The sequence below is a fragment of the Nocardia arthritidis genome, assembly GCF_011801145.1.
GTDB classification, from domain to species: Bacteria; Actinomycetota; Actinomycetes; order Mycobacteriales; family Mycobacteriaceae; genus Nocardia; species Nocardia arthritidis_A.
Genome location: NZ_CP046172.1, coordinates 1,299,821 through 1,323,281 on the forward strand (window position 1 = coordinate 1,299,821; position 23,461 = coordinate 1,323,281).

Annotated in this window: 21 protein-coding genes; 14 read left to right on the forward strand and 7 right to left on the reverse strand. The window is 66.6% G+C overall.

What is annotated here, in order from left to right:
* Positions 1–112 precede the first annotated feature (112 nt).
* The 5 genes from F5544_RS05615 to F5544_RS05635 all read left to right on the forward strand — a co-directional run bounded on the left by F5544_RS05615 (position 113) and on the right by F5544_RS05635 (position 5,560).
* Complete coding sequence (locus F5544_RS05615) at positions 113–943, forward strand: LLM class F420-dependent oxidoreductase (protein ID WP_167472189.1); 831 nt, start codon at positions 113–115, stop codon at positions 941–943.
* A 119-nt stretch (positions 944–1,062) separates the two neighbouring features.
* Positions 1,063–2,469, forward strand: coding sequence for an MFS transporter (locus tag F5544_RS05620; RefSeq protein WP_167472190.1), 1,407 nt, complete (start codon positions 1,063–1,065; stop codon positions 2,467–2,469).
* A 55-nt stretch (positions 2,470–2,524) separates the two neighbouring features.
* Positions 2,525–3,184: a response regulator transcription factor gene (locus F5544_RS05625; protein ID WP_167472191.1), complete on the forward strand. Its 660-nt coding sequence runs from the start codon at positions 2,525–2,527 to the stop codon at positions 3,182–3,184.
* Between the two features lie 46 nt (positions 3,185–3,230).
* Positions 3,231–4,655: a sensor histidine kinase gene (locus F5544_RS05630; protein WP_167472192.1), complete on the forward strand. Its 1,425-nt coding sequence runs from the start codon at positions 3,231–3,233 to the stop codon at positions 4,653–4,655.
* The gene (locus tag F5544_RS05635; protein WP_167472193.1) at positions 4,652–5,560 is read left to right on the forward strand and encodes a TAXI family TRAP transporter solute-binding subunit; all 909 of its coding nucleotides are present in this window, start codon (positions 4,652–4,654) and stop codon (positions 5,558–5,560) included. Before F5544_RS05630 ends, F5544_RS05635 begins: the two co-directional genes overlap by 4 nt.
* A gap of 36 nt (positions 5,561–5,596) precedes the next feature.
* Here F5544_RS05635 and F5544_RS05640 read toward each other — a convergent pair whose 3' ends face one another.
* On the reverse strand, positions 5,597–6,775 hold the full coding sequence (locus F5544_RS05640) for an FAD-dependent monooxygenase (RefSeq protein WP_167472194.1): 1,179 nt from the start codon (positions 6,773–6,775) through the stop codon (positions 5,597–5,599).
* Positions 6,776–6,868: 93 nt separating this feature from the next.
* Between F5544_RS05640 and F5544_RS05645 the strand changes: the two genes are divergently transcribed.
* Positions 6,869–7,759, forward strand: a complete 891-nt coding sequence (locus F5544_RS05645) for a LysR family transcriptional regulator (protein WP_167472195.1) — start codon at positions 6,869–6,871, stop codon at positions 7,757–7,759.
* 121 nt (positions 7,760–7,880) lie between these two features.
* On the opposite strand, the gene F5544_RS05650 is transcribed toward F5544_RS05645, so the two are convergent.
* Together F5544_RS05650 and F5544_RS05655 are read right to left on the reverse strand one after the other, a co-directional pair.
* Positions 7,881–8,882, reverse strand: coding sequence for an NAD-dependent epimerase/dehydratase family protein (locus F5544_RS05650; protein ID WP_167472196.1), 1,002 nt, complete (start codon positions 8,880–8,882; stop codon positions 7,881–7,883).
* 4 nt (positions 8,883–8,886) lie between these two features.
* Positions 8,887–9,696, reverse strand: a complete 810-nt coding sequence (locus F5544_RS05655; protein ID WP_167472197.1) for an S-methyl-5'-thioadenosine phosphorylase — start codon at positions 9,694–9,696, stop codon at positions 8,887–8,889.
* Positions 9,697–9,815: 119 nt separating this feature from the next.
* Here F5544_RS05655 and F5544_RS05660 point away from each other — a divergent pair, with 119 nt between their 5' ends.
* Positions 9,816–10,139 (forward strand): metal-sensitive transcriptional regulator, encoded by a 324-nt coding sequence (locus F5544_RS05660; protein ID WP_167472198.1) that lies wholly within the window; start codon positions 9,816–9,818, stop codon positions 10,137–10,139.
* Between the two features lie 30 nt (positions 10,140–10,169).
* Here the strand turns inward: F5544_RS05660 and F5544_RS05665 are convergent, their stop codons facing one another.
* Positions 10,170–11,180, reverse strand: a complete 1,011-nt coding sequence (locus F5544_RS05665; protein WP_167472199.1) for a GAF domain-containing protein — start codon at positions 11,178–11,180, stop codon at positions 10,170–10,172.
* A gap of 167 nt (positions 11,181–11,347) precedes the next feature.
* Here F5544_RS05665 and F5544_RS05670 point away from each other — a divergent pair, with 167 nt between their 5' ends.
* Entirely contained in the window at positions 11,348–11,908 is a 561-nt protein-coding gene (locus F5544_RS05670) for an NADPH-dependent FMN reductase (protein ID WP_167472200.1), read from the forward strand.
* A gap of 3 nt (positions 11,909–11,911) precedes the next feature.
* Here the strand turns inward: F5544_RS05670 and eccE are convergent, their stop codons facing one another.
* A complete protein-coding gene (gene eccE, locus F5544_RS05675; protein ID WP_167472201.1) occupies positions 11,912–13,561 on the reverse strand; it encodes a type VII secretion protein EccE in 1,650 nt (549 codons plus the stop codon).
* 112 nt (positions 13,562–13,673) lie between these two features.
* Here eccE and eccB point away from each other — a divergent pair, with 112 nt between their 5' ends.
* From eccB to F5544_RS05695, 4 genes are all read left to right on the forward strand, one after another.
* Positions 13,674–15,158 (forward strand): type VII secretion protein EccB, encoded by a 1,485-nt coding sequence (eccB, locus tag F5544_RS05680; RefSeq protein WP_167472202.1) that lies wholly within the window; start codon positions 13,674–13,676, stop codon positions 15,156–15,158.
* Between the two features lie 503 nt (positions 15,159–15,661).
* Positions 15,662–15,991 carry a hypothetical protein gene (locus tag F5544_RS05685; RefSeq protein ID WP_167472203.1) on the forward strand — a complete coding sequence of 110 codons (330 nt, stop codon included), beginning with the start codon at positions 15,662–15,664 and terminating at the stop codon, positions 15,989–15,991.
* 13 nt (positions 15,992–16,004) lie between these two features.
* Complete coding sequence (locus F5544_RS05690) at positions 16,005–16,340, forward strand: DUF4288 domain-containing protein (RefSeq protein WP_167472204.1); 336 nt, start codon at positions 16,005–16,007, stop codon at positions 16,338–16,340.
* A 117-nt stretch (positions 16,341–16,457) separates the two neighbouring features.
* Positions 16,458–17,969, forward strand: coding sequence for a bis-aminopropyl spermidine synthase family protein (locus tag F5544_RS05695; RefSeq protein ID WP_167472205.1), 1,512 nt, complete (start codon positions 16,458–16,460; stop codon positions 17,967–17,969).
* 232 nt (positions 17,970–18,201) lie between these two features.
* Here the strand turns inward: F5544_RS05695 and F5544_RS05700 are convergent, their stop codons facing one another.
* The gene (locus F5544_RS05700; protein WP_167472206.1) at positions 18,202–18,837 is read right to left on the reverse strand and encodes a hypothetical protein; all 636 of its coding nucleotides are present in this window, start codon (positions 18,835–18,837) and stop codon (positions 18,202–18,204) included.
* A 188-nt stretch (positions 18,838–19,025) separates the two neighbouring features.
* On the opposite strand from F5544_RS05700, the gene istA reads away from it, so the two are divergent.
* Both istA and F5544_RS05710 read left to right on the forward strand, forming a co-directional pair.
* Complete coding sequence (gene istA, locus F5544_RS05705; RefSeq protein WP_167472022.1) at positions 19,026–20,573, forward strand: IS21 family transposase; 1,548 nt, start codon at positions 19,026–19,028, stop codon at positions 20,571–20,573.
* Entirely contained in the window at positions 20,570–21,385 is an 816-nt protein-coding gene (locus F5544_RS05710) for an ATP-binding protein (protein ID WP_167472021.1), read from the forward strand. Before istA ends, F5544_RS05710 begins: the two co-directional genes overlap by 4 nt.
* Before the next feature lie 687 nt (positions 21,386–22,072).
* Here F5544_RS05710 and mycP read toward each other — a convergent pair.
* Entirely contained in the window at positions 22,073–23,425 is a 1,353-nt protein-coding gene (mycP, locus tag F5544_RS05715) for a type VII secretion-associated serine protease mycosin (RefSeq protein ID WP_167472207.1), read from the reverse strand.
* Positions 23,426–23,461: the final 36 nt, after the last annotated feature.

The window sequence follows — 23,461 nt, forward strand, 5'->3', positions numbered from 1 at the left end:
ACAGGCGCCAGAAGCTGTGCATGCCCTACATTAGCACTCTCGGATGGAGAGTGCTAAGACCTCTGGGAAAATTTCCCGGAATAGGTGCGGCGACAGCGGGGTTCGTCCAGGCATGACATTCGACAATCTCGGACGGTTCGGCGTGTGGCGGCGATATTCCGGGTTCACCCCGGAGCAGGCGCGGGAGCTGGAGGAGCTCGGTTACGGCACGCTCTGGCTCGGCACTTCGCCGCCCGACGAGCTTCCGGTAGTCGAATCCCTCCTGGACGCAACGGAATCCATTGCGGTCGCCACCAGCATCGTGAATATCTGGGCCACCGACCCCAAGCGGATCGCCGAATCCTTCCACCGGATCGAGGCGCGTTTTCCGGGCCGCTTCCTGCTCGGTATCGGCGCGGGGAATCCCGAGGTCAACTCCGCCTACCAGAAGCCGTACGACGCGCTCGTCGAATATCTCGACGCGCTCGACGCCGCGGGCGTTCCCAAGGAGCGGCGGGCCCTCGCCGCGCTCGGTCCGAAGGTGCTGAAGTTGGCCGCCGAGCGGTCGGCCGGTGCGCTGCCGTATCTGGTGCCGACGGCGCACACCGCGAGCGCGCGCGAAATCCTCGGTCCCGAGGCGCTGCTGGCCACCGAGCACAAGGTCGTCGTCGATGCCGATTTGGTGCGGGCCAGGCAGACGGCGCGGCCGCGCGTCGGAATGTATCTGGATCTGCGGAACTACACCGCGAACCTGCGCCGCTTCGGCTTCACCGACGAGGACCTGGCCAAGCCGGGCAGCGATCGGCTCGTCGACGCCGTCGTCGCGTCCGGTGATGTGGCGGCGGTTGTCGAGAAGTTGACCGAACACCTGCGCGCAGGCGCGAATCATGTCGCCCTGCAGGTTCTGAATCTGGACGAATCGGGCGCGCTGAAAACCCTGGCTCCGCTGCTGAAAGCGGTCTAGCCAGCGGTTTCGATCGTCCTAAGGGAACGTTAGAAAACCCGGCGCGAACTTCCGCCGAAGCTGTGAGGGCAGCCACACTCGTTCACTGACGCACCGCTGCGTTTGATGGAGGAGGTTCAGTGACTACGACACAGCCCACGGGCGAGCGCCGGGTCGTCGGGAATGTTTTGCGCGGTTCCATCGGCAATCTCGTCGAATGGTACGACTGGTACGTCTATGCCGCGTTCAGCGTCTATTTCGCGAAGGCGTTCTTCCCCAAGGGCAATGCGACCGCTGAGCTGATGTCCACCGCGGCGGTGTTCGCGGTGGGCTTCCTGATGCGGCCGATCGGCGGCTGGCTGCTGGGCCGCTATGCGGACCGGTTCGGCCGCCGCTCGGCGCTGACACTGTCGGTGACGGTGATGGCGGCGGGCTCGCTGCTGATCGCGGTGACGCCCGGCTATCAGACCATCGGGCTGCTCGCGCCCGCGGTGCTGCTGATCGCCCGTCTGCTACAAGGGCTTTCGGTCGGCGGCGAATACGCGACGAGCGCGACCTACCTGTCCGAGGTGGCATCGACGGGTAAGCGCGGGTTCTACTCCAGCTTCCAGTACGTGACGCTGGTGGCGGGTCAGCTGGTCGCGCTCGGTGTGCAGATCGTGTTGCAGCAGTTCATCACCGACGCGCAGATGACCAACTGGGGTTGGCGCATCCCGTTCCTCATCGGCGCGGCCGGCGCGCTCATCGTGATGTGGCTGCGGCGGCATATGGATGAGTCCGAGCAGTTCAAGGCCGAGGCCGAAACCGTTCCGCTGATCGGCAACACCAACGACGTGCTGTCCGCGATCGGCGTCGAGGCGGCGAAGCCGAAGGCGCAGCGCGGTTCTCTGCGCATGCTGCTGGATTATCCGAAGGAGTGCCTGCTCGTCGTCGGTTTGACGCTCGGCGGCACCGTGGCCTTCTACACGTACACGACGTACATGCAGAAGTTCATGATCAACACCTCGCATATCCCCAAGGGCACCGCGGCGTGGATCAATTTCGTTGCGCTGCTTGTGTTCGTGGTGTTGCAGCCGCTGGCCGGCGCGCTCTCCGACCGGATCGGTCGGCGCAAGCTGCTCATCTTCTTCGGTGTCGGCGGCACGCTGCTGACCGTGCCGATCATGTCGGTGCTCGCGCACACCAGGAATACGGTGGCGGCATGGGCCCTGATGATGCTGGCGCTGATCATCATCTCCGGCTACACCTCGATCAACGCGATCGTGAAGGCCGAGCTGTTCCCCACCAAGATCCGCGCGCTCGGCGTCGGCCTGCCGTATGCGCTGACCGTCGCCATCTTCGGTGGCACCGCGGAGTACATCGCGCTGTGGCTGAAGGATCACAAGCACGAGTCGGTGTACTTCTGGTATGTCGCCGCCTGCATCCTGGTCTCGCTGGTCACCTACCTCTTCATGCGGGAGACCTCGGAGGACTCGACCATCGACGCCGAGGGCGTCTCGGAAACCACCGCATCCGAGCCGAATCGTGAGTTCACACCCACTCACTGAGACCGCGCCCGATCCGGCCGTGCGCGCCGAGCCTTCGCTGTGCGAGGATCGGCGCGTGCGGCTTGCGGTGGTCGAAGATGACGACGGTGTTGGCGATGCGCTGGTAGAGGCGCTGAATGCCCGTGGTTATCAGGCCGAGCGCAAGCGCCGCGGCGCCGACCTGCTCACCGCGCACCGCGGTTATGACGCGGTGATCCTGGATCTCGGTCTGCCCGACGGCGACGGGCTGCAGGTGCTGCGGCAGCTGCGCGAGGTCAGTTCGGTGCCGGTGCTGATCCTCACCGCGCGCAGTGACGAGCGGTCCATCGTGCGTGGCCTGCGCGGCGGGGCCGACGACTATCTGGTGAAGCCGCCGCGCATCGCCGAGCTGATGGCCCGGTTGGAGACCGTGATGCGGCGCGCGGCGGTCGCGGCGCAGCCGGCGCGGTCCGAGGTGATCACCGGGGATGTGCGAGTCGACCTCGCGGCCCGGATCGTCGAGGTGGGCGGTGAGCCGATTGCCTTGACCCAGAAGGAATTCGAGTTGGTCGAGGCTTTGGTCGAACGGCCGGGCGCCGCGGTGAGCAGGCAGCAGTTGATGGATCGAATATGGGGGGATGCGTTCGTCGCGGTCTCGCGGACCTTGGATGTGCACATGACCGGCTTGCGCGCGAAGCTGCGCAGGCCGGGATTGATCACCACCATTCGCGGTTACGGATATCGGTGGGGGCAGTGACGACCGAGCTATCCAGGGGGACGGTCGAGCGGCGCGAGGCAGCGGGATGCGGCGGCGCCTGCTCATAGCCTTGACGGTATTCGCGGCCATCGCGGTGCTCGCCTTCGCGGTACCGCTGTCGTTGACCGTCGCCACCAGCCGGACGCAGGAACTGGTGCTCGGCCGCTCCGGTGACGCCGATCGTTTCGCCACCCTCGCCGATGCGGGCGAGGCGGCGGGCGATGTGCGCATGCTCAGCGATGAGGTCGGCAGATATCACGACCTCTACGGTGAGAACGTGCTGATCGTCAACGCCACGGGCGAGGTGAGCGTGAACGCGGGCGCCGATATCGACGATCCCGACGTCGCGGCAGCCGTGTCAGCCGCCCGGCGTAACCAGCGCCCGCAGGCCGCCGACCGGCTCACCCCGTGGAGCAGTCCCACCATGCTGATCGCCCGGCCGGTCGGCACCGGTCTGCAGGTCAACGGCGCGGTGGTGATCGAGGCATCCACCGCGCGGGCCCGCGCCGATATCGCCGAGGACTGGGCGGTGATCGCGCTCGGCGCCGCCGCCGCGATGGCCTTCTTCACATTGCTGGCGCTCACCCTGAGCCGCTGGGTGCTGCGGCCGCTGGCGGCGCTTTCGCACGCGGTCGCGGAATTGACCGCGACGCTGCCGAAGCCACGTCCGGACGCGCCCGTGCCGGTCTCCATCGCGCGCAGGCACGGCGGCCCGCCGGAGATGCGCAAGGTGGCCGAATCCTTCGACGTGATGGCGCTTGCCGTCGCCGATTCGGTGGACGCGCAGCGGCAACTGGTCGCCGACACCGCACATGCTATGCGAAACCCGCTGGCCGCCTTGACTATTCGACTCGATTCGCTGGAGTGCGATATTCCGGAGCGCGCGCGTGCCACCTTCCGCGGCGCCAGCGCCGAGGTGGATCGGCTCACCGCGCTGCTGGACGGGCTGCTCAACCTCGCCGTCGCGGAGACGCCCGCCGCATTCGACGTGGCGCACAACGGCGCGGAGGCCGATAATCATTGCGACGCGGTCCAAGTCGTCGCAGACCGGATCGATGCCTGGCATTCCGCATACGAGAGCGCCGGGCAGAAGCTGACCTCGGCGACCGTGATGGCACACGCCGACGTCGCGGTCTCCGCCGATGTGCTCGCGCAGATTCTCGATGTGCCGCTGAGCAATTCGAGCCGCTACGCCGGACCGGGCGCCCACGTCGTCGTCACCGTCGTCACCGATCTGGTGTGGGTGACGATCATGGTGCGCGACAACGGGTCCGGCGTCCCCGACGGTGAGATCGACAAGTTGACAACCCGTTTCTTCCGTGGCTCCACCGCGCCTGCGGGCGGTTCCGGGCTCGGCCTGCCCATCGCCGCCGCCCTCACCCAGGCCCGCGGCGGCACCTTGACGGTGGAAGCCGGGCAGCCGCAGGGACTTTCGGTGGTCATCCGGCTACCGGCGGTGGTACCGGAATGAACCGGCGGCGATTTCTCGCGGCGGCGGGACTCGCCGCGCTCGGGCTGGCCGGATGCGGGCCCGACGGGGGAGCGGGGCGAGTGCGGCTGGCCTCGGGCGAGGTCGGCGGCTTCTACGAGGCGTTCGCCCGGAAGATGGCCGCGGCGGCGGCCGCCGACGGCACCATCCACATCGATGTGGTGACCACCGCCGGATCGCAGGACAATCTGACGATGCTCGCCGGCGGCCGGGTGGATGCCGCACTGACACTTGCCGATTCGGTCGGCCGCTCCGATGAGCAGGTGCTCGCGCTCGGCCGCGTATACGAGAACTACCTGCAGATGGCGGTGCGCAAGGACAGTCCGATCCACGCCGTCGCCGATCTGCGCGGCCTGCGGTTGAACTGGGGCGCCGAGGGCTCCGGCGCCGCGCTCACCGGGACCAGGATCCTGCGTGCCGCGGGTCTCGACCCGGACAGCGATGTGGAGATAGTCCATCGCCCGCTGCGCGATTCGGTGTCGAGCGTGCTGAGCGGCGAGGCCGACGCGCTGCTGTGGGCGGGCGGCGTACCGACAACGCTGCTGGAAGTGCCTGCCCACCTGCGCCTCATCGATCTCGGCGACCTGGCCGCGCCGATGCGGGAACTCTTCGGACCCGTATACGACCGCGTCGACATCCCCGCGACCGCGTACCCGGGCGCACCCGCCGTGCGCACGATAGGCGTGACGAACCTGCTGCTCGCCTCGGCGGCGATGGCCGACAGCACGGCCGCCGCTCTGGTGGAACTGCTTGTGTACAAGGCGGATTCGCTGGTTCCGGCGGAGGCCGCGGGCACCCAGTTCCTGGACGGGCGCTCGCTGATCAACACCGGAACCATTCCGCTGCACCCCGGCGCGGCCTCGGTCTACCGGCGCTGGCACGGCTGAGAAGCCGAATGCCATGCGGGAACAGGTCTTCCGGGATCAGGGCCTGGACGCGGTGGCAATGGTTTTCTGGTAGTCGTCGATGATTCGGACCGCGTCGGCGCCCGTTCGCTCCTGTAGGTCGTACTGCCGGTTGGCGAGGACGATCGTGGAAGTCGGTTCGCGGCGGCGGTTTTCGTAGCGCATCAGGGCATCGGCCGGATCGTCGCCCACGGCGAGCTCGTCGGCGAGCACGCTCGCGTCGAGGATGGCCTGGGTGCCGCCGAGTGCGCCAACGGGGTACATCGGATGTGCGGCATCACCGAGCAGCGTCACGCGGCCGCGCCCCCACCAGGGCAGCGGGTCGCGGTCGACCATCGGGTATTCCAGAATGTCGGTGCTCGCCGCGACGAGTCCCGGCACATCCAGCCAGCCCAGGGCGAAATCGGCGACGTGGGGCAGCGCGTCGTCGGCGCTGGCGGCGCGGTTGAAGCCCGCATCGTCGTCCAGCCAGCCCGGTTCCGAAACCGTTACCAGCGCAACCCAATTCACCAGGGAACGGCCAGGAGCGGTACGGCTCGAGATCGGATAGGCCACCAGGCGGGTCGGGCCACCGTTGACGATCACCATGGATTGCCCGGTCAGGAACGAATCGGCTTCCGCCATGCCGCGCCACATCCGCAGGCCCGACCAGTGCAACCGCATCCGGTCCGGATGCAGCCGGGCGCGCACCGCCGAATGCAGTCCGTCCGCACCGATCAGCAGGTCCGCCATCTCGGTTTCGTGGCCGCCGCTGTTCCGGTCGAGGGTGGTTATCCGCACCGATTGTCCATCCTGACGCAGATCCGTCAGCTGGATACCCGTCCGCACGGCGTCGGCGCCGAGGCGTTCGCGCACCGCGTCGAGCAGCAGCAGCTGTAGTTCACCGCGGTGGATCGAATATTGCGGCGCCGCATTCCCCGCCGCGCGGCCGCGGGATTCGGTCAGGATCCGGTTGCCGTGCCGGTCGCAGTAGATGTACTCGGCGGTCGCCACGCCGGTCGCGGCCAACCGGTCGCCGAGGCCGAGTTCGGTCAGCACCGCCACCGCCTCCGATTGCACGTTGATGCCGACGCCGAGCGGCGCGATGGTGCGCGCGCTTTCGATGACGGTGGCCTCGATTCCCTTGGCGTGCAGGCTGAGTGCCGCGGTCAACCCGCCGATTCCGGCACCGGCGATGACGATGTTCTGCTCTCCCATGATTCTCACTCCATCTGTCGCTTGTTCTCAGCGTGCGCCTCGGGATTCCAGCAGTCCAACAGCTGGTTGTGATCGGAACTAGCATTGCTGGATATGGAGTTACGCCGCTTGGAATACTTCGTCGCCGTCGTGGAGGAGGCGAACTTCACCAGAGCCGCGGACCGGGTGCATGTGGCCCAATCGGGTCTGAGCGCCCAAATCCGCAAGCTGGAGGGCGATCTCGGGGCCGTGCTGCTGGACCGTTCCGCGCGGGACGTCGTCCCGACCGAGGCGGGCCGGGCCGTGCTGCCGTACGCGCGGGCGGCGCTGCAGGCTTATTCCGATGCGCGGCAAGCGGTCGCGGAGCTGACCGGGCTGGTGCGCGGCCATCTGCGGCTCGGGGTGACCGCATCGGTATCGGCATTCGACCTGCCCCAACTGCTCGCCGATTTCCACCGCACGCATCCGGGGGTGGAGATCACGCTGTCCGAGAACGGTCCCGAACTGGCGCTGGAGCTATTGCGTTCGGGCAGACTCGATCTCACGCTCGTCGGGCTGGGTCCGGCGCTGCCCGACGGCGTCGTCGTCGAGATCCTCGCCGACGAGCCGGTGGTCGCGGTGGCGGCAGCGGCCGAGCCGGAGGGCGCGGCCACGCTGGCGACACTGGCCGAACGCGATCTGATCTGCCTGCCGCCCGGCGGCGGCCTGCGCGCCGAATTCGATTCCGCCTGTGCGCGTGCGGGTTTCGCGCCCAGGGTGGTGTTCGAGGCGGGTGACCCGCATATGCTGGCCCGGCTGGCCGGGTGCGGCCTCGGCGTCGCGATCCTGCCGCTGTCCGTGGCGCGGCGGCATCCGGACGTTCGCGCGACGCCGATCCAAGGACTCAGCCTGCGTGCGCGCATCGGCCTGGCGCACCGCGGTGAGCCGACGGTCAGTCCCGCGGCCAGAGCGTTTCTGCGTCATATTCGGAATGCGTTGCAGAGCGCGAACTCCGGCGATGCTTAGCGCTTCATCAGCCGGATTGATCGCGTGGCAACCCAAATCAGCGAGCATCGCGTAATGATTCGATGAGGGGTTGTGGCGGGGTGACAGGCGGTTGTCGGGTTGGTCCAGCCGGAACGCGATCTCACTCCGAGTCGGAAGCCCTCGACGCCGCACCGTATTCCGTGAAAATTTCGACCGTACCCGCGCTCGGCGCGAAACCCAGCGCCCGCTTCGCCTTTTCGACCGAGGCAACGATATGCCGCACATCGGCCAGCTGGTACCGCCCGGTGACCACCGGCGTCGGCCCGCCCCGCGCCTTGGCCATGATCGATGCGACCTCCCACAGCGTGATCGGTTGCCCCGAGCCGATATTCAGCGGAACGAAGCCGGGTAAACGCCGGTCCACCGCGGCGACCAGCGCCTTGACGGCATCGCGGCGATGGACGAAGTCGCGCACCTGTCCACCGTCCTCCGGCACCCGCGGTGGTCGTCCGGCGTCGAGTTCGTCGCGGTATCGGGCCGCCCAGCCGCCGCGGGCGCCGGGCCCGTAGATGGCGTGGAAACGCAGCGCCGTCACCCCGCCGCCGGTCGCCAAACCCCAAGCGAACGAATAGTTTTCCTGCGCGGCCTTACTGGATCCGTACCAGCCGCGCGGCCGCTGCGGTGCGTCCTCGGTGACCGGTTCCCAGGTGAGTATTTCGCCGGTACGCGGTGCGCGGTGATCGTAGAGGCCGCGGTCGAGATCGGCGCGGCGGCGCAGTCCGGGGAAGTACGTCGCGCCGCCGCGGTCCCGGTAGCGCCCCTCGCCGTAGACGACGATGGACGATGCGAGCACCAGGTGCCGCACCCGCGCCCGCTCCATCGCGCCGAGCAGGACGGCGGTGCCGAGGTCGTTGTGCGCCGCGAATCCGGCCGGGCCGGTGGCATCGGTTATCGCGGCCAGGTGGCAGACCACGTCGACGCCGCGCAGCAGCGGCTCCAGCGCCGCGGCATCACGCAGATCTACTCGCGAAATGCCTTCCGGCGGTTCGGTACTCGTCCCATCGAGCAGGTCGGCGGCGACGACCTCGTGCCCGGCGGCGGCCAGCGCCGGGCGCACCGCCGAACCGAGGAATCCGGCGGCCCCGGTCACCAGCACGCGCATGAGCTCAGGGTAGTTCGAACGGCAGCGACACTCCGGTGTGGACACGGCAGCGATCGCAGGTGTCGGTGCCGGCGACCCCGGATACCGCGCGGCGGATCAATTCCTTGAACGGCACCATATTCTTCTTGAATTCGGCGAAGACGTCGAGTGCGTGCACACCGTCGCCCTCCTCCAGGCCCGCATCCAGGTCGGTGATCAAAGCCACTGCGGCGTAGCACATTTCGAGTTCACGAGCGAGTACCGCCTCCGGATGGCCTGTCATGTTGACCAGTTCCCAGCCCTGCCCGGCGAACCAGCGGCTCTCGGCGCGGGTGGAAAAGCGCGGGCCCTGCACGACCACCATGGTGCCCTGGGTCTTCATGGGCAGCGCATCGGTGGCGGATTTGATTGCGGCGGCGCGCAATTCATCGCAGTAGGGGTCGGCGAAGGAGACGTGGACACCGCCGCCGTCGAAGTAGCTCTGCGGGCGGCCCGAGGTGCGATCGACCAGCTGGTCGGGCACCGCGACCGTGCCGGGACCCCAGTCGGCGCGCAGGCTGCCGACCGCGCACGGCGCGAAGATCCGGCGCACACCCAGCGAGCGCAACGCCCACATATTGGCCCGGTACGGCAGGGTGTGCGGGGCGAATTCGTGCTGTTTGCCGTGCCGCGGCAGGAAGGCGACGGGACGGCCTGCCACCTTCCCGACCGCGATCGGCGCGCTCGGCGCGCCGTAGGGGGTGTCGACCTCGACCTCGGTCGCGTCGTTGTCGAAGAAATCGTAGAAACCGCTGCCGCCGATGACTGCGAGGGCGGGCCGGGAAAGCGAACTCATGGGCAGATTCTCCCGTCTCGCTCCCCACACCCGCGCAACGGGTGCCCGTGACCTGACAATTCGCCCGTCTCCCTGTACCCTATGGGGGTATAAATCGGCAGGCAGCGAGGAGATCGTCGGTGACAACACCCACCCAGGACCACGGCGCACACGACCACTCCACGCACGGCTACATCACCGCCAAAGACGACTACCTCAAGCGGCTGCGCCGGATCGAGGGCCAGGCCCGCGGCCTGCAGCGGATGGTCGAGGAGGAGAAGTACTGCATCGATATCCTGACGCAGGTCTCCGCCATGACCAAGGCGCTCCAGGCGGTCGCGATGGGTCTGCTCGAGGACCACATCAGCCACTGTGTCGTCGACGCGGCCGTCGCCGGTGGCCCCGAGGCCGAAGCCAAGATCAAAGAGGCCACCGACGCCATCGCCAGGCTGGTGCGTTCGTAGGGGCGATACCGGCCCACCGGATCCGCGCCTTCAGCGAATGCGCGTTGCGGGTGGCGAAGAACTTCTGATCTCCATTTGCACCAGTGCGAATTCGGGAACCTCCGCATCCGGGGTGCCGCCGGGCAGCGGGGTGATCTCCAGATCCGCCGTTATCCAGGAACCGTTTTCGGCGGCCAGCCGGATATCGGTGAGCGTCGCGAGCTGGGCTCCGGACCGAATCTCCTCGCGCGCGGCCAGAATTCGGGCGCGATCGGCCGGATGCGGGATGGTGCGCTCGTCGGCGCCGGACCAGCGCAGTCCCGGCACCGGTTCGCTGACCCAGCGAATGAGACGCACCTGGGCGGTATCGACGATGGCGAGGTACAGATTCGGCTGCCGTTCCCGCAACATGTCCAGCGTGCCCGCCTCGAATGACTTCGATTGTGGCGCAACGCTTTCGGTCACATCGGCGGCGACACCGAACCATTGCGTCCTGGTGGCGTCCGTACCGCCGTTGCGCGCGGCGAGCAGAATCGAGCGCGGACCGGCCAGCGACCGCACGGTCGCGACGCCGAGCCAGCGTGAATCGGGGCTGGAGCGGGCCAGTGTCGCGGTGAATTCCAGTGCGCCGTCGAATCTTTCGATCGTCTCGTAGGACTGTGCGCCCAGCCAGCTGATCGGCTCGGTAGCGAAATGCGGCCCGAGCCCGGCGGGCAGGGTGTCCACCCGGCGGGTGCGCGCGTCGATGGTGAACGGCGCCGCACCCACCTGCGCGGGCGGCTCACCGTCGCCCACCCACAACTTGACCGCGTGCACCCGGGTATCCCGGCCGAGCACCGGCACCGCAAGCAGCCGCCGTCCCGACCAGGCGTGCCGCGACTGCGGCAGCTGCTGATCGATCGGCGCACCGGATCCGTACACCGCGCCGATCACCGGCTGCAGCCGGGACGGAACCGCCCGTTGAATGGACTTCCAGGCCCGCGGCGCCGTCCCCGCGGCGATCATCGACCAGGTGCCGGCGCGACCGAGCGTCTCGATCAACAGCCAACTCCCGGTGAGCATCGCCGACCCTCCCTCCCTCGAAGTCAACCCCCACAACACTATGGGCATCAGACCGATAGCCAGTGAATATGGTGCACGATCGGCGTCGCGAAGCCGCGCAAGGGGCGCACTCGGCGTCCCCGTGCGCGAGTTCCGCGGCTGCTGCCCGGGTCGATTAAGCTCGCGCCGTGGATACTCCGCTGCGGCTAGAGGTGATCGTGGCCAGCGTCCGGCCCGAGCGTTTCGCTCCGGTCGTCGCCGAATGGTTCCTGCGCACGGTGCGGCAGCGGCCCGAATTCGATACGGGCGTCATCGATCTGATCGATACGCCGCTGCCCACCGACCTCACCGAAACACCCGAGGTCGCGGACTATCGGGCGCGGTTGGCCGCCGCCGACGCCTTCGTGGCGATCACCTCGGAGTACAACCACGGGTATCCGGCGGCATTGAAGACCGCGTTCGACACCGCGAAACACGAATGGCGGGCCAAGCCGATCGGATTCGTGGCGTACGGCGGGCTCTCCGGTGGTCTGCGCGCCGTCGAACAGCTGCGTCAGGTGGTCGCCGAAATACATATGGTCTCGATCCGCGAGACCGTCAGCTTCCATCAGGCCAAGCGGCAATTCGACGCTCGCGGCGAGACCTCGGACGGCGCCGCGATCGATGCATCGGCCCGCATGCTGCGTCAATTGGCTTGGTGGGCACGCACTTTGCGCGAGGCCCGGGTGAAAGATCCTTACCCGGGCTGACATTCAGTTCGGGCTGCCCGCCAGCTGCCTGCGCCCGCGCGGCTGGCCGATATAGGTGGCCTCGCGCGGAATGGATACCAGGGTCAGATCCACTTGCGCTGTGCCCGTTCGCAATACGACATGATTGCCGATCGCGCCCGGCTGATGGACCGACAGATCCGGCCGGGTCGCGGGCCAGCCCATCGGATCACCGGTGACGTAGATGGTGGTGACACCGGCGTGCGGCGCGGGCGCGAGCACACCGTCCACCACCGTGGCCGTGAATCCCGCATCGGACTGGTGGGTTTCGACCGCGATGGTCAGCCGCTCCGGATTGCCGATGGTGGTGACCAGATTTTCCCAGGCATGCGCCCGGTCGGTACGGATGAGGATGCGCTCGCCGACCGCGAGCGCGCGGAACACCAGCTGCTGCGCCAGGTACAGCTCACCCGCCACGTACACGGTGGAGATACCGGTGCCGACGATGCGCACCGCGACGCCGTTGCCCTCGTCGTCCGAGCCGATCAGCTGGCCGCAGCCGGAGGACGGCAGGTGCAGCGCGCCGACTACCTCGATCGGGTATTCGATGGTCGGCACGGTGCCGTCCAGATCGGGCACCGCGATCGGCAGGTGGGCCAGCAGCCCGTCGCGGTGACGTCCGTTCATCGACACCATGCCCTTGAGCTTGCCGCGTTCCGGCAGCTCCCGTGCGGTGAGCCGCCAGGCCGCGCCGATGCACACCGTCTCCGCGGAACTGCCCGGCCGCAGCCGGACCGCGACCGAGGTGCCGCGCGACGGCGCAACCCACAGCTGCGCAAGCAGATCCGAGCCGAGTCGCTTGGGATCGACGGCGCTGCCGATATTGACGCTGTTGCCGATCTCGGCATAGCGCCAGCGATGCGTGAGCGCCCGCGGATCGTAGCCGCCGGTGATCTGCAGGACCGCCTTGCGAATTTCCGGCGCGGTGAGCACGCGGGCATAGCAGTCGGCGTCCTCCAGCGCGCGAACGATCCGCTGCGTCGCGATGGTCACCGCGCGCGACGCGCCCTCGTCGCCGCCGCCGCGCCGGGCCGCGGCCTCCGGACAGACCAGCGCATCGAAGCTGATGGCCAGCCACACCGTGCGATGCGCGGTGGCGGGCAACGGGCCGAGCAGCGATTCGTAGATCGGTCCGGCCGGAGTGCCGGAGCGGCTGCGGTGGCCGTGGCTGATGATGTCGATGCCGCTGAGCAGAATGTCGTGCTGGTTCAGGCATTTCGCCAGTTCCGGCAGCGGAAGCAGATGTGAGGCGTGCACGGTCGTCCGGCCGATTCTGGTGAGCCCGCCCTTCGGCGCGAGCACCTCGACAACGGTCACCACCCGGCTGCCGTCCCAGTACAACCCGAGCGAACGGCCGTCGGCGCCGCGGAAGTCGACGGTGTCGCCGAGCTCGTAATCGCCCCTTGTCACATAGCGCCACGCGGTGCCGATCCAATCGAGCACGGTGCGCTTGGCGATGGGGATCAGCGGCAGCAGCGCCGCGACGATTCCGATGGCGAGCGCGGGCAGCGGGCCGAGCCCCCCGATCAATGCGCCCGCACCGGCCACGAGCCCGATCACCTGCGCCACCAGCAGATTCGGCAGCGAGATGCGCCCGAGGAGCGGTCGAGGTCCCGCCCCGACAGGTTCGGCCATCGTTGTCCCCCAAGTACCCGGGCCCGACCGTTTCCTGGCGGTCGAGCTGAACAAGAGTCCTCGGGAACTGTACTGTGTTCGGCGAACGCGAGCACTGTTCGGGGGAGGAATAATGCCTTCAAAACCCACCACCCGGTGGCAGGTGAGCGGCTACCGATTCCTGGTGCGCCGCATGGAACACGCCCTGGTCCGCCGGGACGTGCGAATGCTGCACGATCCGATGCGCTCCCAGTCGCGTGCCTACGCGGCGGGGTTGATCATGGCGTTCGTCGTGCTCGCCGGATGCGGCGTGCTCGCACTGCTGCGGCCGCAGGACAAGATCGGCAGCCACACGATCCTGATCGGCAAGGATTCCGGCACGGCGTACGCGGTGATCGACGGCGTGGTGCATCCCGCGCTCAACCTCTCATCGGCCAAGCTCGCCGCGAACAAGGCGGAGGGCCCGGTCACCGTCAAGGAGTCCGAGCTCGGCAGCAAACCCCTCGGCTCGCTCATCGGCATCCCCGGCGCACCCGGTGCGATCCACTTCGACAAGGACGGCAAGGGGCAGACGTGGACGGTCTGCGACGCCCCGAAGGGTGACACCGGAACCGACCGCGTGGTGACGGTGATCGTCGGCGGCATCGAGCTCGGGGACAAGGCGTCGAATCTGCCGAAGGACAAGGCGCTGCTGGTGCAGGGCAAGGATTCGGTCTACCTGATCTACAACAACCGGCGCGCCCGCGTGAATATGAAGGATCCGGCCGTCACCTACGCGCTCAACCTCGCGAACGCGACGCCGCGCCCGATCAGCGAAGGGCTGCTGAACGCGATTCCGGAGTACCCGGCGATCGAGCCGCCGACGCTCACCGATGGCGGTGGCGTTCCGACCTACGCCATCAACGGCCACCGCATCGGTGACGTCGTCCAGGTCACCACCAGCGTCGGCACCACGGAGAATTACGCGGTATTGCGCGATGGGTTGCAGAAGGTTTCGCCGTTCACCGCGGAACTCATTCGCGCCGCCAACCCGCCCTCGTCCACCAACTCGATGATCGACTCGAGCACGCTCGCCAAAATCAGCCAATTGCAAACGCTGAAGGTGGACACCTACCCGGAGGTCGCACCGCAGCTGATCAGCGCCAGGGAAGCCCCGGACAGCTGCATCTCGTGGAAGCCCAAAACGGCCGTCGCCAAGGACTCCTCCGGCGATCGCGCCGAATTGACGGTGATCACCGGCGTGAACCTGCCGCTGGCCGATAACGCGAAACCGCTCACGCTGGCGCAGTCCAACAACAAGGGCCTGCTCGCCGACCAGTTCTACATGAAGCCGGGCACCGGAGCGTACGTGCAGACCACCGGCATCGAGCCGGACAGCCGCCGCAAGGACAGCATTTTCTACATCGCCGACACCGGCGTCCGCTTCGGCATCAAGAACACCGATTCGGCGAAAGCCCTGGGCCTGGAGGACGTTCAACCCGAGCCCGCCCCGTACCCGATCGTCGGCCTGATCGCCATCGGCCCGACCCTCGGCCGCGAGGAGGCCCTGGTCGCCCACGACGGCGTCGCCGCCGACCCCAACCCCGGCAAAACCCTGGTCGCCGACCCGAAGAAGTAGTGCTTTTCTTCGGAGCTGCTTCGAACCGGCTTTGCCTTTCGGCACTGCCGTAATCCGGTTCGAGAAAAATGCGATTCGATGGAACCGCCGACGGTGTCGGCGCGTCAATGTATGTGACGGAACAGCTTTCGGATCTGATCAGCTCCTGCTGACTCGATGCGTCGGATGAGCCGTTGCAAGACAACAGGTTTCGAGCTTCGGGGGAATGATGCGCGGGCGGCTGCCACCGGGATTGGGGAGCGGGCACTCCCCAACCCCGGAACCACACGCAGGTGCGGTTGTCGGCAGATCACGACTCAGGACGAACGATTCCATGAAACACATCCGCAGGCCGATCGCTGCGCTGGCAATGGTACCCGCATCGGCCATCGCCGCAGCGGTGCTCGTATAGGAGCGACGTCGGCACCTGCGGCATAGACCCGGGGGCTCGGAGCGGGCACTCCTGATTCCCCGGTGAACACCGTGATTTCGCGGTGTTCGATACACCCGATGAAGGAAAATCCATGAAACACATCCGCAAGTCCATTGTCGCCACACTGATCGTATTCGCGTCCGGTGCGATCGCGTTCGCAACTCCGCAGGTCGCCGCCGCGGTCCCGGCCGCGGATACCGTCGGTGCGGTGCAACTGGCCGAGTACGGCGGCAATTGCACAGCCGGTGACAACCTGGGCGACAAGGCCGACTCGTTCATTTCTCGTTGCCGAAAGGGTTCGATCAGAAGGGAATTCCCGGGTCAGCTGCTGCAGGCGACACTGGGCGAAATCAAGAAGGGCACCAGCGCCGACTACAAGAAGGCATGGAAACTGCTCAACGACAATCGATTCAAGAAGTGACCAGGAGGAAGCAATGGTGAGTCGGAGTCCGTACATCGCGGTCGTCGTCTATGAGTCGACCTCGGATTCGCCCGGCTACGAGCCGATGTACCAGGAGGACTTCGTCTTGCTGTACGCCGGTTCGGAGGATGAGGCGCGCAAGCTGGCGCACGAGGCCGCGGTAGCGCAGGAGACGACCTACGAGAACGAGCGTGGCGAGTTGATCAAGGTCTCGCTCAAGCATGTTGTCGATGTGAACCAGTCGCTTACCGACGATCTGTCGAAGGGGGGCGATCTGTACTCGCGGCATTTCCGGGATTACGAATCCTATCGCCGGATCGAATCGCTACTGGGGGATGCTGAGCTCTGAACGTCGTCGCGACGGTGGCCCAGCCTCCCGCTGCCGGTTCGACGAACCGGCAGCGGGAGCTGGATCGTGGCGGTCCCGCCTGGCGTCGGGTAGAGGTGCGGCGACTATCGTGGCTGGGTGAGCGACTTCGACCATTCCGAACCCGAGGTACCGATCGAGCAGGTCGGAGCGGTTGTCGCGGCGGCCGGGGTGGGTGGGCGGCCGCTCAGGGAGGTCGTCCGTGCGTTGGCGGTGGGGGAGCACACGCTTGCGGAACTGGTTCGATCGCTCGGAGTGCCACGGCGCAGCGTCGAGGAGGTTCTGTCGGCGCTGGGGGAAGATCTGTCGCGGACGGGCGAGAGCTTCCGGTTGGATGCGAGCCGGGTCGACGACTATGCGGTGCGATTCGATTTCGCGCAGCTCGAGCGGACGGCGCAGGTGGATCCGCTCGCGGCGCGACTGGCCGCGCACGCGGAGACGGTTCGGCTCATCGAGGAGCTGATCGAGCGGGCGCCCGCCGCCCGCCAGGATATCGACCACGTCTCCGCCACCGCCGAAACCGTTGTGCGACGGGCGCTTTGGCTGGAATCGACCTTCGACACCCGCGGCGCACACGTGCTCTTCGTCGGCGATCACGACCTCACCTCCATCGCCACCGCACTGATCTGCCGCGACGCGCAGATCACCGTGGTCGACCTGGATGAGCGGATCCTGGAATTCATCGCCGGCGAGGCGGCCCGGCTCGGCGTCGCCGCCCGCTGCCTGTTCGGTGATTTCCGCCTCGGATTCCCCACGGCGGCAACCGGATTCGCCGATCTAGTGGTGACCGATCCGCCGTATACCCCCGAAGGGGTGAAGCTGTTCCTCGCCCGCGGGCTGGAAGGTCTTGGCGACAAAGAGAATTCACGCCTCTTGCTGGCGTACGGATTCAGCGCGCGCCAACCCGCACTGGGACTCAAGGTGCAGAACGCGATTCGCGAACTGCACCTGACCGTCGAGGCGATGCTGCCCAGATTCAACCGATACCTGGGCGCACAGGCCGTCGGCAGCGCCGCCGACTGGTACGCGCTGCGGCCGACATCCAAGAGTTGGCGCACACTGGATTCCGCCGCGGCCGCGAACATCTACACCCACGGCCCCCAATCCCTCGAAGGCGCATCGGGCCTCCCCGATGACATTGCGAAATACCTACTGGCCCAATCGGATCAGCCGATCCTGGTAGGCGACGGCTGGTCGACGACGCACACCGCCGAACACCCGAAACTCACCCTCGCCACCCTCCTCGCAAAGGGCATCCCGCCAGTCCACGGCCGCCGCGGCCCCATCGACCTCGTCGCGGACCTCTCCAAGGATCCAGGCGCCTGGCTACTGCGCGTCCTGCTCGCGGCCAACTGCCGAAACATCGTCGCGGTAGTCCCCGACACCCACCCCGACCTGCGCGGCCAAGCCCTGAAATCATTGATATCAACCAAATTCCGTCTCCGAGTCGAACACGCCACCCCACGCCCAGGCTTCGCAATCGTCCACGCCGAATCCACCACCCCACCACCCCCGCCGACGCAACGGTCTCCGACCTCCTCCACCGCGCCCACGGCAAAATCGGCAACGCCTGGCGCGAAGCCCTCATCCGCCACGCCCCCACCGCCCTGACCAAACGCCAAGCAAAAGACCTAATCCAAGCCACCACCCCAGCCCCCCTGCTCGCCCTCCCCCTGATCGAACTCCCACGCCACGACATCGCCACAGTATTGGCCGACGTGCGCACCTCAGCCCAGGCCGCCCATTGAGCTGAGATCGCCGAAACGGCTACCCCGCAATCCGATTGGATGTTCACGGATCGGAGCGTTCAGCTGTACCAGATCGGCATTCGCGGGCCGATCGTTCAGGATCGGGGTCCTTGCCAGGCGAATTGAGTAGACCAGGTAATCCCTGCCGTACGGTCCACCAACGTCAATTCGAAGTCCTGGGAAGAGATATCGGCGCCGAGCGGCACAGGGTATTGGAATACAGCTCGCACCTGGGTCGCCGACGTATTGACAGAAGGCGACATTTGTATCGACCCGGCACTCGATCGCAGCATGGCGTCGACCTCGTACTCCCACATCGAGGGCGCGTCAGCGGCGGCCACCGCCGCTACATAACTGACCTCGAAACCGATTGGGTCCAACGTGATCGGCGAAACCCACGACTGGATCGAACTGCCCGCCTCGGCGACGAACACCGGATCGGTCAGCATGGCCAACCTCCCATCAGAAGCATCGACCGGCGCGTCGACACGCGCACTGAGCGGCCAGGAGAATCCCGCCGTCCACGACACACCGGCGGTTTGGTCATCAATCGACAACTCGACTTCCATCGGCTCCACGCTCGGATCGAAATCCGACAAGGTGAAGGTTGTTTTGGCATGCGTCTCTCCAGCATGCTTCGCCCATCCCACCTCGGTTTCCTTGCCCTCGACTCGAACCGTCGCCGTGGCCGCATAATTCAACAACGACGGCGCCGAATCGTCGACCGCCAATGCCTCCAGCGAAAACCGCAGCCTGTCGGCTGCCAGGAGGAAGGGACCACTTCGGAGCCGGTTTTGCCATGAGTATGGGACCACCCTGTTTGCCACTGATGGGACCACCTGACTAGCGGTTTTGCCAGTTATGGGACCACCCGGCGTGGCTTCGGGGCTTCCGGTCGCTCGGCCGCTGTATTGGCCAGATGAGCTACCGGGAGGTTTCGGTGATCGAGATCAGGGAGATGCTGCGGCTATGGCTGCAGGGTCGCGGCTTGCGGGAGGTGGCCCGGCTGTCGGGCACTGACCGCAAGACGGTGCGCCGGTATGTCGAGCGAGCGCAGTCGTGTGGCGTGGACCGCGACGAGGGTGTGGAGCAGTTGACCGATGAGCTGCTGGCGGCGGTGATCGCCGGGGTTCGCAGGTCTCGACCGAACGGTAAGAGCGATGTGTGGGAGACACTCGCCGGTCAGTCCGAGCAGATCAAACAATGGCTGGATCAGGGCCTGACCCTGACCAAGATTCATATTCTGCTGGCCCGCCGTGGCGTGGTGGTGTCGTATCGGACGTTGAACCGTTACGCCACAACGGAATTGGGGTTCGGGAAGCGGCGCACGACCGTGCGGGTGGCCGACTGCGAACCCGGTGCGGAAGTGCAGGTCGACTTCGGCCGGCTCGGGTTGCTGACCGACGTCGAGGGCCGTCGCCGGGTGGTGAAGGGTCTGATCTTCACCGCGGTGTATTCGCGGCACATGTTCGTCTTCCCGACCTACCGGGAAACACTCAACGACGTCATCGCCGGATTCGAAGCGGCGTGGGTGTTCTTCGACGGTGTGTTCGCTGTCGCGATCCCGGACAATATGAAAGCCATCGTCGACCGGGCGAACGCGACAGATCCCCGGTTGAACGATTCGTTCCGCGAATATGCCGAGTCTCGTGGGTTCGTGGTTGATCCGGCGCGGATCCGCAGCCCGCAGGACAAGCCCCGCGTCGAACGCTGTGTTCCTTACGCACGGTCGAATTTCTTTGCCGGAGAACAATTCCGAGACCTGGCCGACTGCCGGGAACGCGCGCAGCGGTGGTGCCGGGAGACCGCGGGAATGAGAATACATGGCACCACGCGACTACGTCCGGCCGAAGTGTTCACCACCGACGAGCACCCGAAGCTGAAACCGTTGCCCGACACTGCCTTCGATATTCCGACCTGGGTGAACCCGAAGGTCGCCCCGGACCGGCATGTTCAGATTTGTCAGGCGCTCTACAGCATTCCCGGTGATCTCGTCGGGCAGCGCCTGTCCGCCCGCGTCGACTCGCAGACGGTGAAGCTCTACTTCCGTGGCGAGTTGATCAAGGTCCACCCCCGAGTCGGAGCCGGTCGCCGCCAAACCGATCCGGCCGACCTGCCCAGCGAGCTCACCGCCTATGCGATGCGAGACCTGAATACGTTGCAACGCAAAGCATTCGATCACGGCGCTCATGTCGGTTCCTATGCGGCGGCGGTCCTCGAGCATCCACTGCCCTGGACGAAGATGCGGCAGGTCTACCGGCTGCTCGGGCTGGTGCGCCGCCACGGCGCCGACGCCGTCGACGATGCCTGCCGCCGAGCACTGGACGCCGAGGTCGTCGACGTCGGCGTCATCGACCGCATGCTCACCCGCGCCACCACCGGTCAGCAGCTGACGCTGCTGCCGCCACCGGCTCCGTCCCGGTTCGTCCGTTCCACCACCGATTTCGCGGTCAGGAGGCCGTCATGAGCGCCACTCGCCGTCCCGCCGCCGACCCGGCGGTCAAACCGATCGAGATCACCCCGGAGCTGAAGTCGCTGATGCGCAGGCTCAAGCTCGGCCAGCTCCTGGACACCCTCCCCGAGCGGTTGGCGTTGGCACGGTCGAATCGGCTGCCGCACCACGATTTCCTGGAAATGCTGTTCGCCGACGAGGTCGCCCGCCGCGACCGGCAATCCGAGCAACGCCGCGCCAAGACCGCCCACCTGGACCCGCAGATGCACCTGGCGGCATGGGACGACTCGACCGCGGTCACCTTCGACCGCGAACTCTGGGCCGAACTCACCTCGATGAGGTTCCTCGCCGACGCCTACAACGTATTGATCATGGGGCCGGTCGGGGTCGGAAAGACGTTCCTGGCCAACGCATTAGGACACATCGCGGTCCGCCGCCACCACACTGTTCACACCGAACGCGCCGACAAACTGTTCAAACGACTGCGCGGAGCACGCCTCGACAGCAGCTACGAAGACGAGATGCGCAAACTGCACCGCGTCGACTTGCTGATCATCGATGACCTGGCCCTGCACCGACTCGAAGCACCCGAGACCAACGACTTCTACGAACTGATCGTCGAGCGCCACCGCAAGGCCTCCACGGTGATCACCAGCAACCGGGAACCTCCGGAGATCCTGACCATGATGGCCGACCCACTGCTGGCGCAATCGGCGATGGACCGGCTCCAGTCCGCGGCCTACGAACTCGTCGTCGAGGGCGAATCCTACCGGCAACGGCAGAAGCCCCGCCGCGGCAAACCAGCCGATCCGGCCCACTCGGATTGACCAACAGCCCGATCGTCGGCCACCATCAGCACACGGCCCGCGACCGGACCCAACCCGGTCCCATGCTCATGGCAACCCAATGGTCCCTTCAGGCTGGCAGGCGACACGCAGCCCGCCAGGCACTCTCAGCACAGGTGTTACCCAACTGAGAATTCCGTTGCCGCCGTCGGAAACGAATGCTGGTGGCACGCAGACCGCAAGCACGCGGTCATTTGCGAAGTTCCGCTCGCTATCTGTCATGGTTGCGCCCCTCCGGATCGCATTCAGTAGGTGAGATGAGCCGGGTGAGTTGCCAGTTCAGCTGACATGGAGGCCGAGCCGGAACGCAGGGCTCGGTCTGTGCTGACAGAGATCAGCGACCTTGCCAGGGGTTGGCCGACGTGCGAACGTCGGTTGCATCCGCGCCCCAGCGCTGACCGAATCCGCTGTAGAGCAACGGAAGTCGAGAAATCCTCTGATCGGTTGGAACCGGTCCCGGGTCGGCTGCGTCGAACCTTAGTGCCGGTACAAGTTTCGGGTCAGCCGAAATGGTGATGGGGCATGAATGCTGTTGTGATCCAACATCATTCGAGTCACTCGCTGCCGATGTCTTGTCGTTTGCCGGTGGCCGACTGAATTGCCGGGTTGGTGATTGCACCGCGATGGGGTCTCGGCGGTTCGGCCGAGGCCCCATCGTCGGTCTGCCGACTACATCTCGTCGGATCTGACTCCGAACTTGCGTCGGATCGGGAAGGACGCGAGGTAACCGAGAATCAGTGTGCCTGCGATGATTCCGGTGCCGATCAGCGCGACATTGCGTGCGCTGTTGTCGGGCGGCGGCGGCGCGGCAGGCGTCGCCAGTTGGTTGGTTTTCGGCGGGGCCGGGAGTTTGGGTTGTAGTGGGGCACTGGATACCTCGGCGGTCAGTGCCGCGATCGGATCCACCGAGCCGTACCCGACGTACTGGTTCCAGCCGCCGTACGGTGCGTGGGCGGTCGCCTCGATTCGCTTGATCACCTCGCCCGCACTCAGCTGCGGGTAGCGAGCTCGGACAAGCGCGACAACGCCGGAAACCAAGGGCGCGGCGAAACTGGTTCCGCTGATCGAGGTCTGCTGGTTCTGGAAATTCCTACCCGTTGCGAGGCCGTCGGATAAGGGGTTGAGCGAGACGAGGTTCTCCCCGGGCGCGGCCACACCTACCCACGGACCGGGCACGGTGAAGGTAGAGGGAGCACCGTTATCGCTGATCGAGCCGACCGACAGCACATAGTCGTCCCAGCGGGCAGGGCTGACATTGACCACCACGTTTTTCCACGAGTCGGCTGTCGGATTCAGCGGATCCACAACGGTATTCACCGGTTTGCACGGTTCGGTGTCGTTGTTGCCCGCCGCCGCGACCACGACCACATTGTTCTGAAACGCGTATTGCACCGCGGCACCGACATCTCCGTCGAGGTCGTTACTGGGCCCGCACCAGTCGATCGAAATATTGATGACCGTGGCGTGCATGTCGACAGCTCGTCTGATCGCGGCGGCGATGGTCGACAGCCTTCCGAAACCGTCGGGGAGGCTATCCGGAGATTTGTTCTGTGCGGCGCCCTTTTCCTGATACGCCTTACTGGTCTGCCGGATGCTCAGGATCCTGGCTTCCGGAGCGACACCGGAAAACCATGAGCCATCTACCTGAGACGCAGCGATGAGTCCCGCGACAAAGGTGCCGTGCGCATCGCAGTCCTCGGTGCCGTCACCGGGATTCGCGACGAAGTCACCGCCGGGAATCAACCCCGGCAGTCGTTTGTGCCGTGCGACACCGGTATCGATCACCGCGACGAGCTGACCGGCACCCTTGGAAAATTGCCATGCGCGCTCCAGGCCGAGGGACTTCCATGCGGCCGGGGGCGTGGGCGCATCACCGCCGGTGACAATGTCCGCGCACTTCGAATTCGGCGGAAACTCGGTCGCGACCGGCGGCACTGCCGGATCTCCGGGCGGTAGCAGCGACGGATTCACCGCAGGGGGATGATCCGCCTGCGCCACACCGACTCCGAACGACCCACTCATCCCCAATACGATCGCCGCGGCGGCGATCCTGACCAC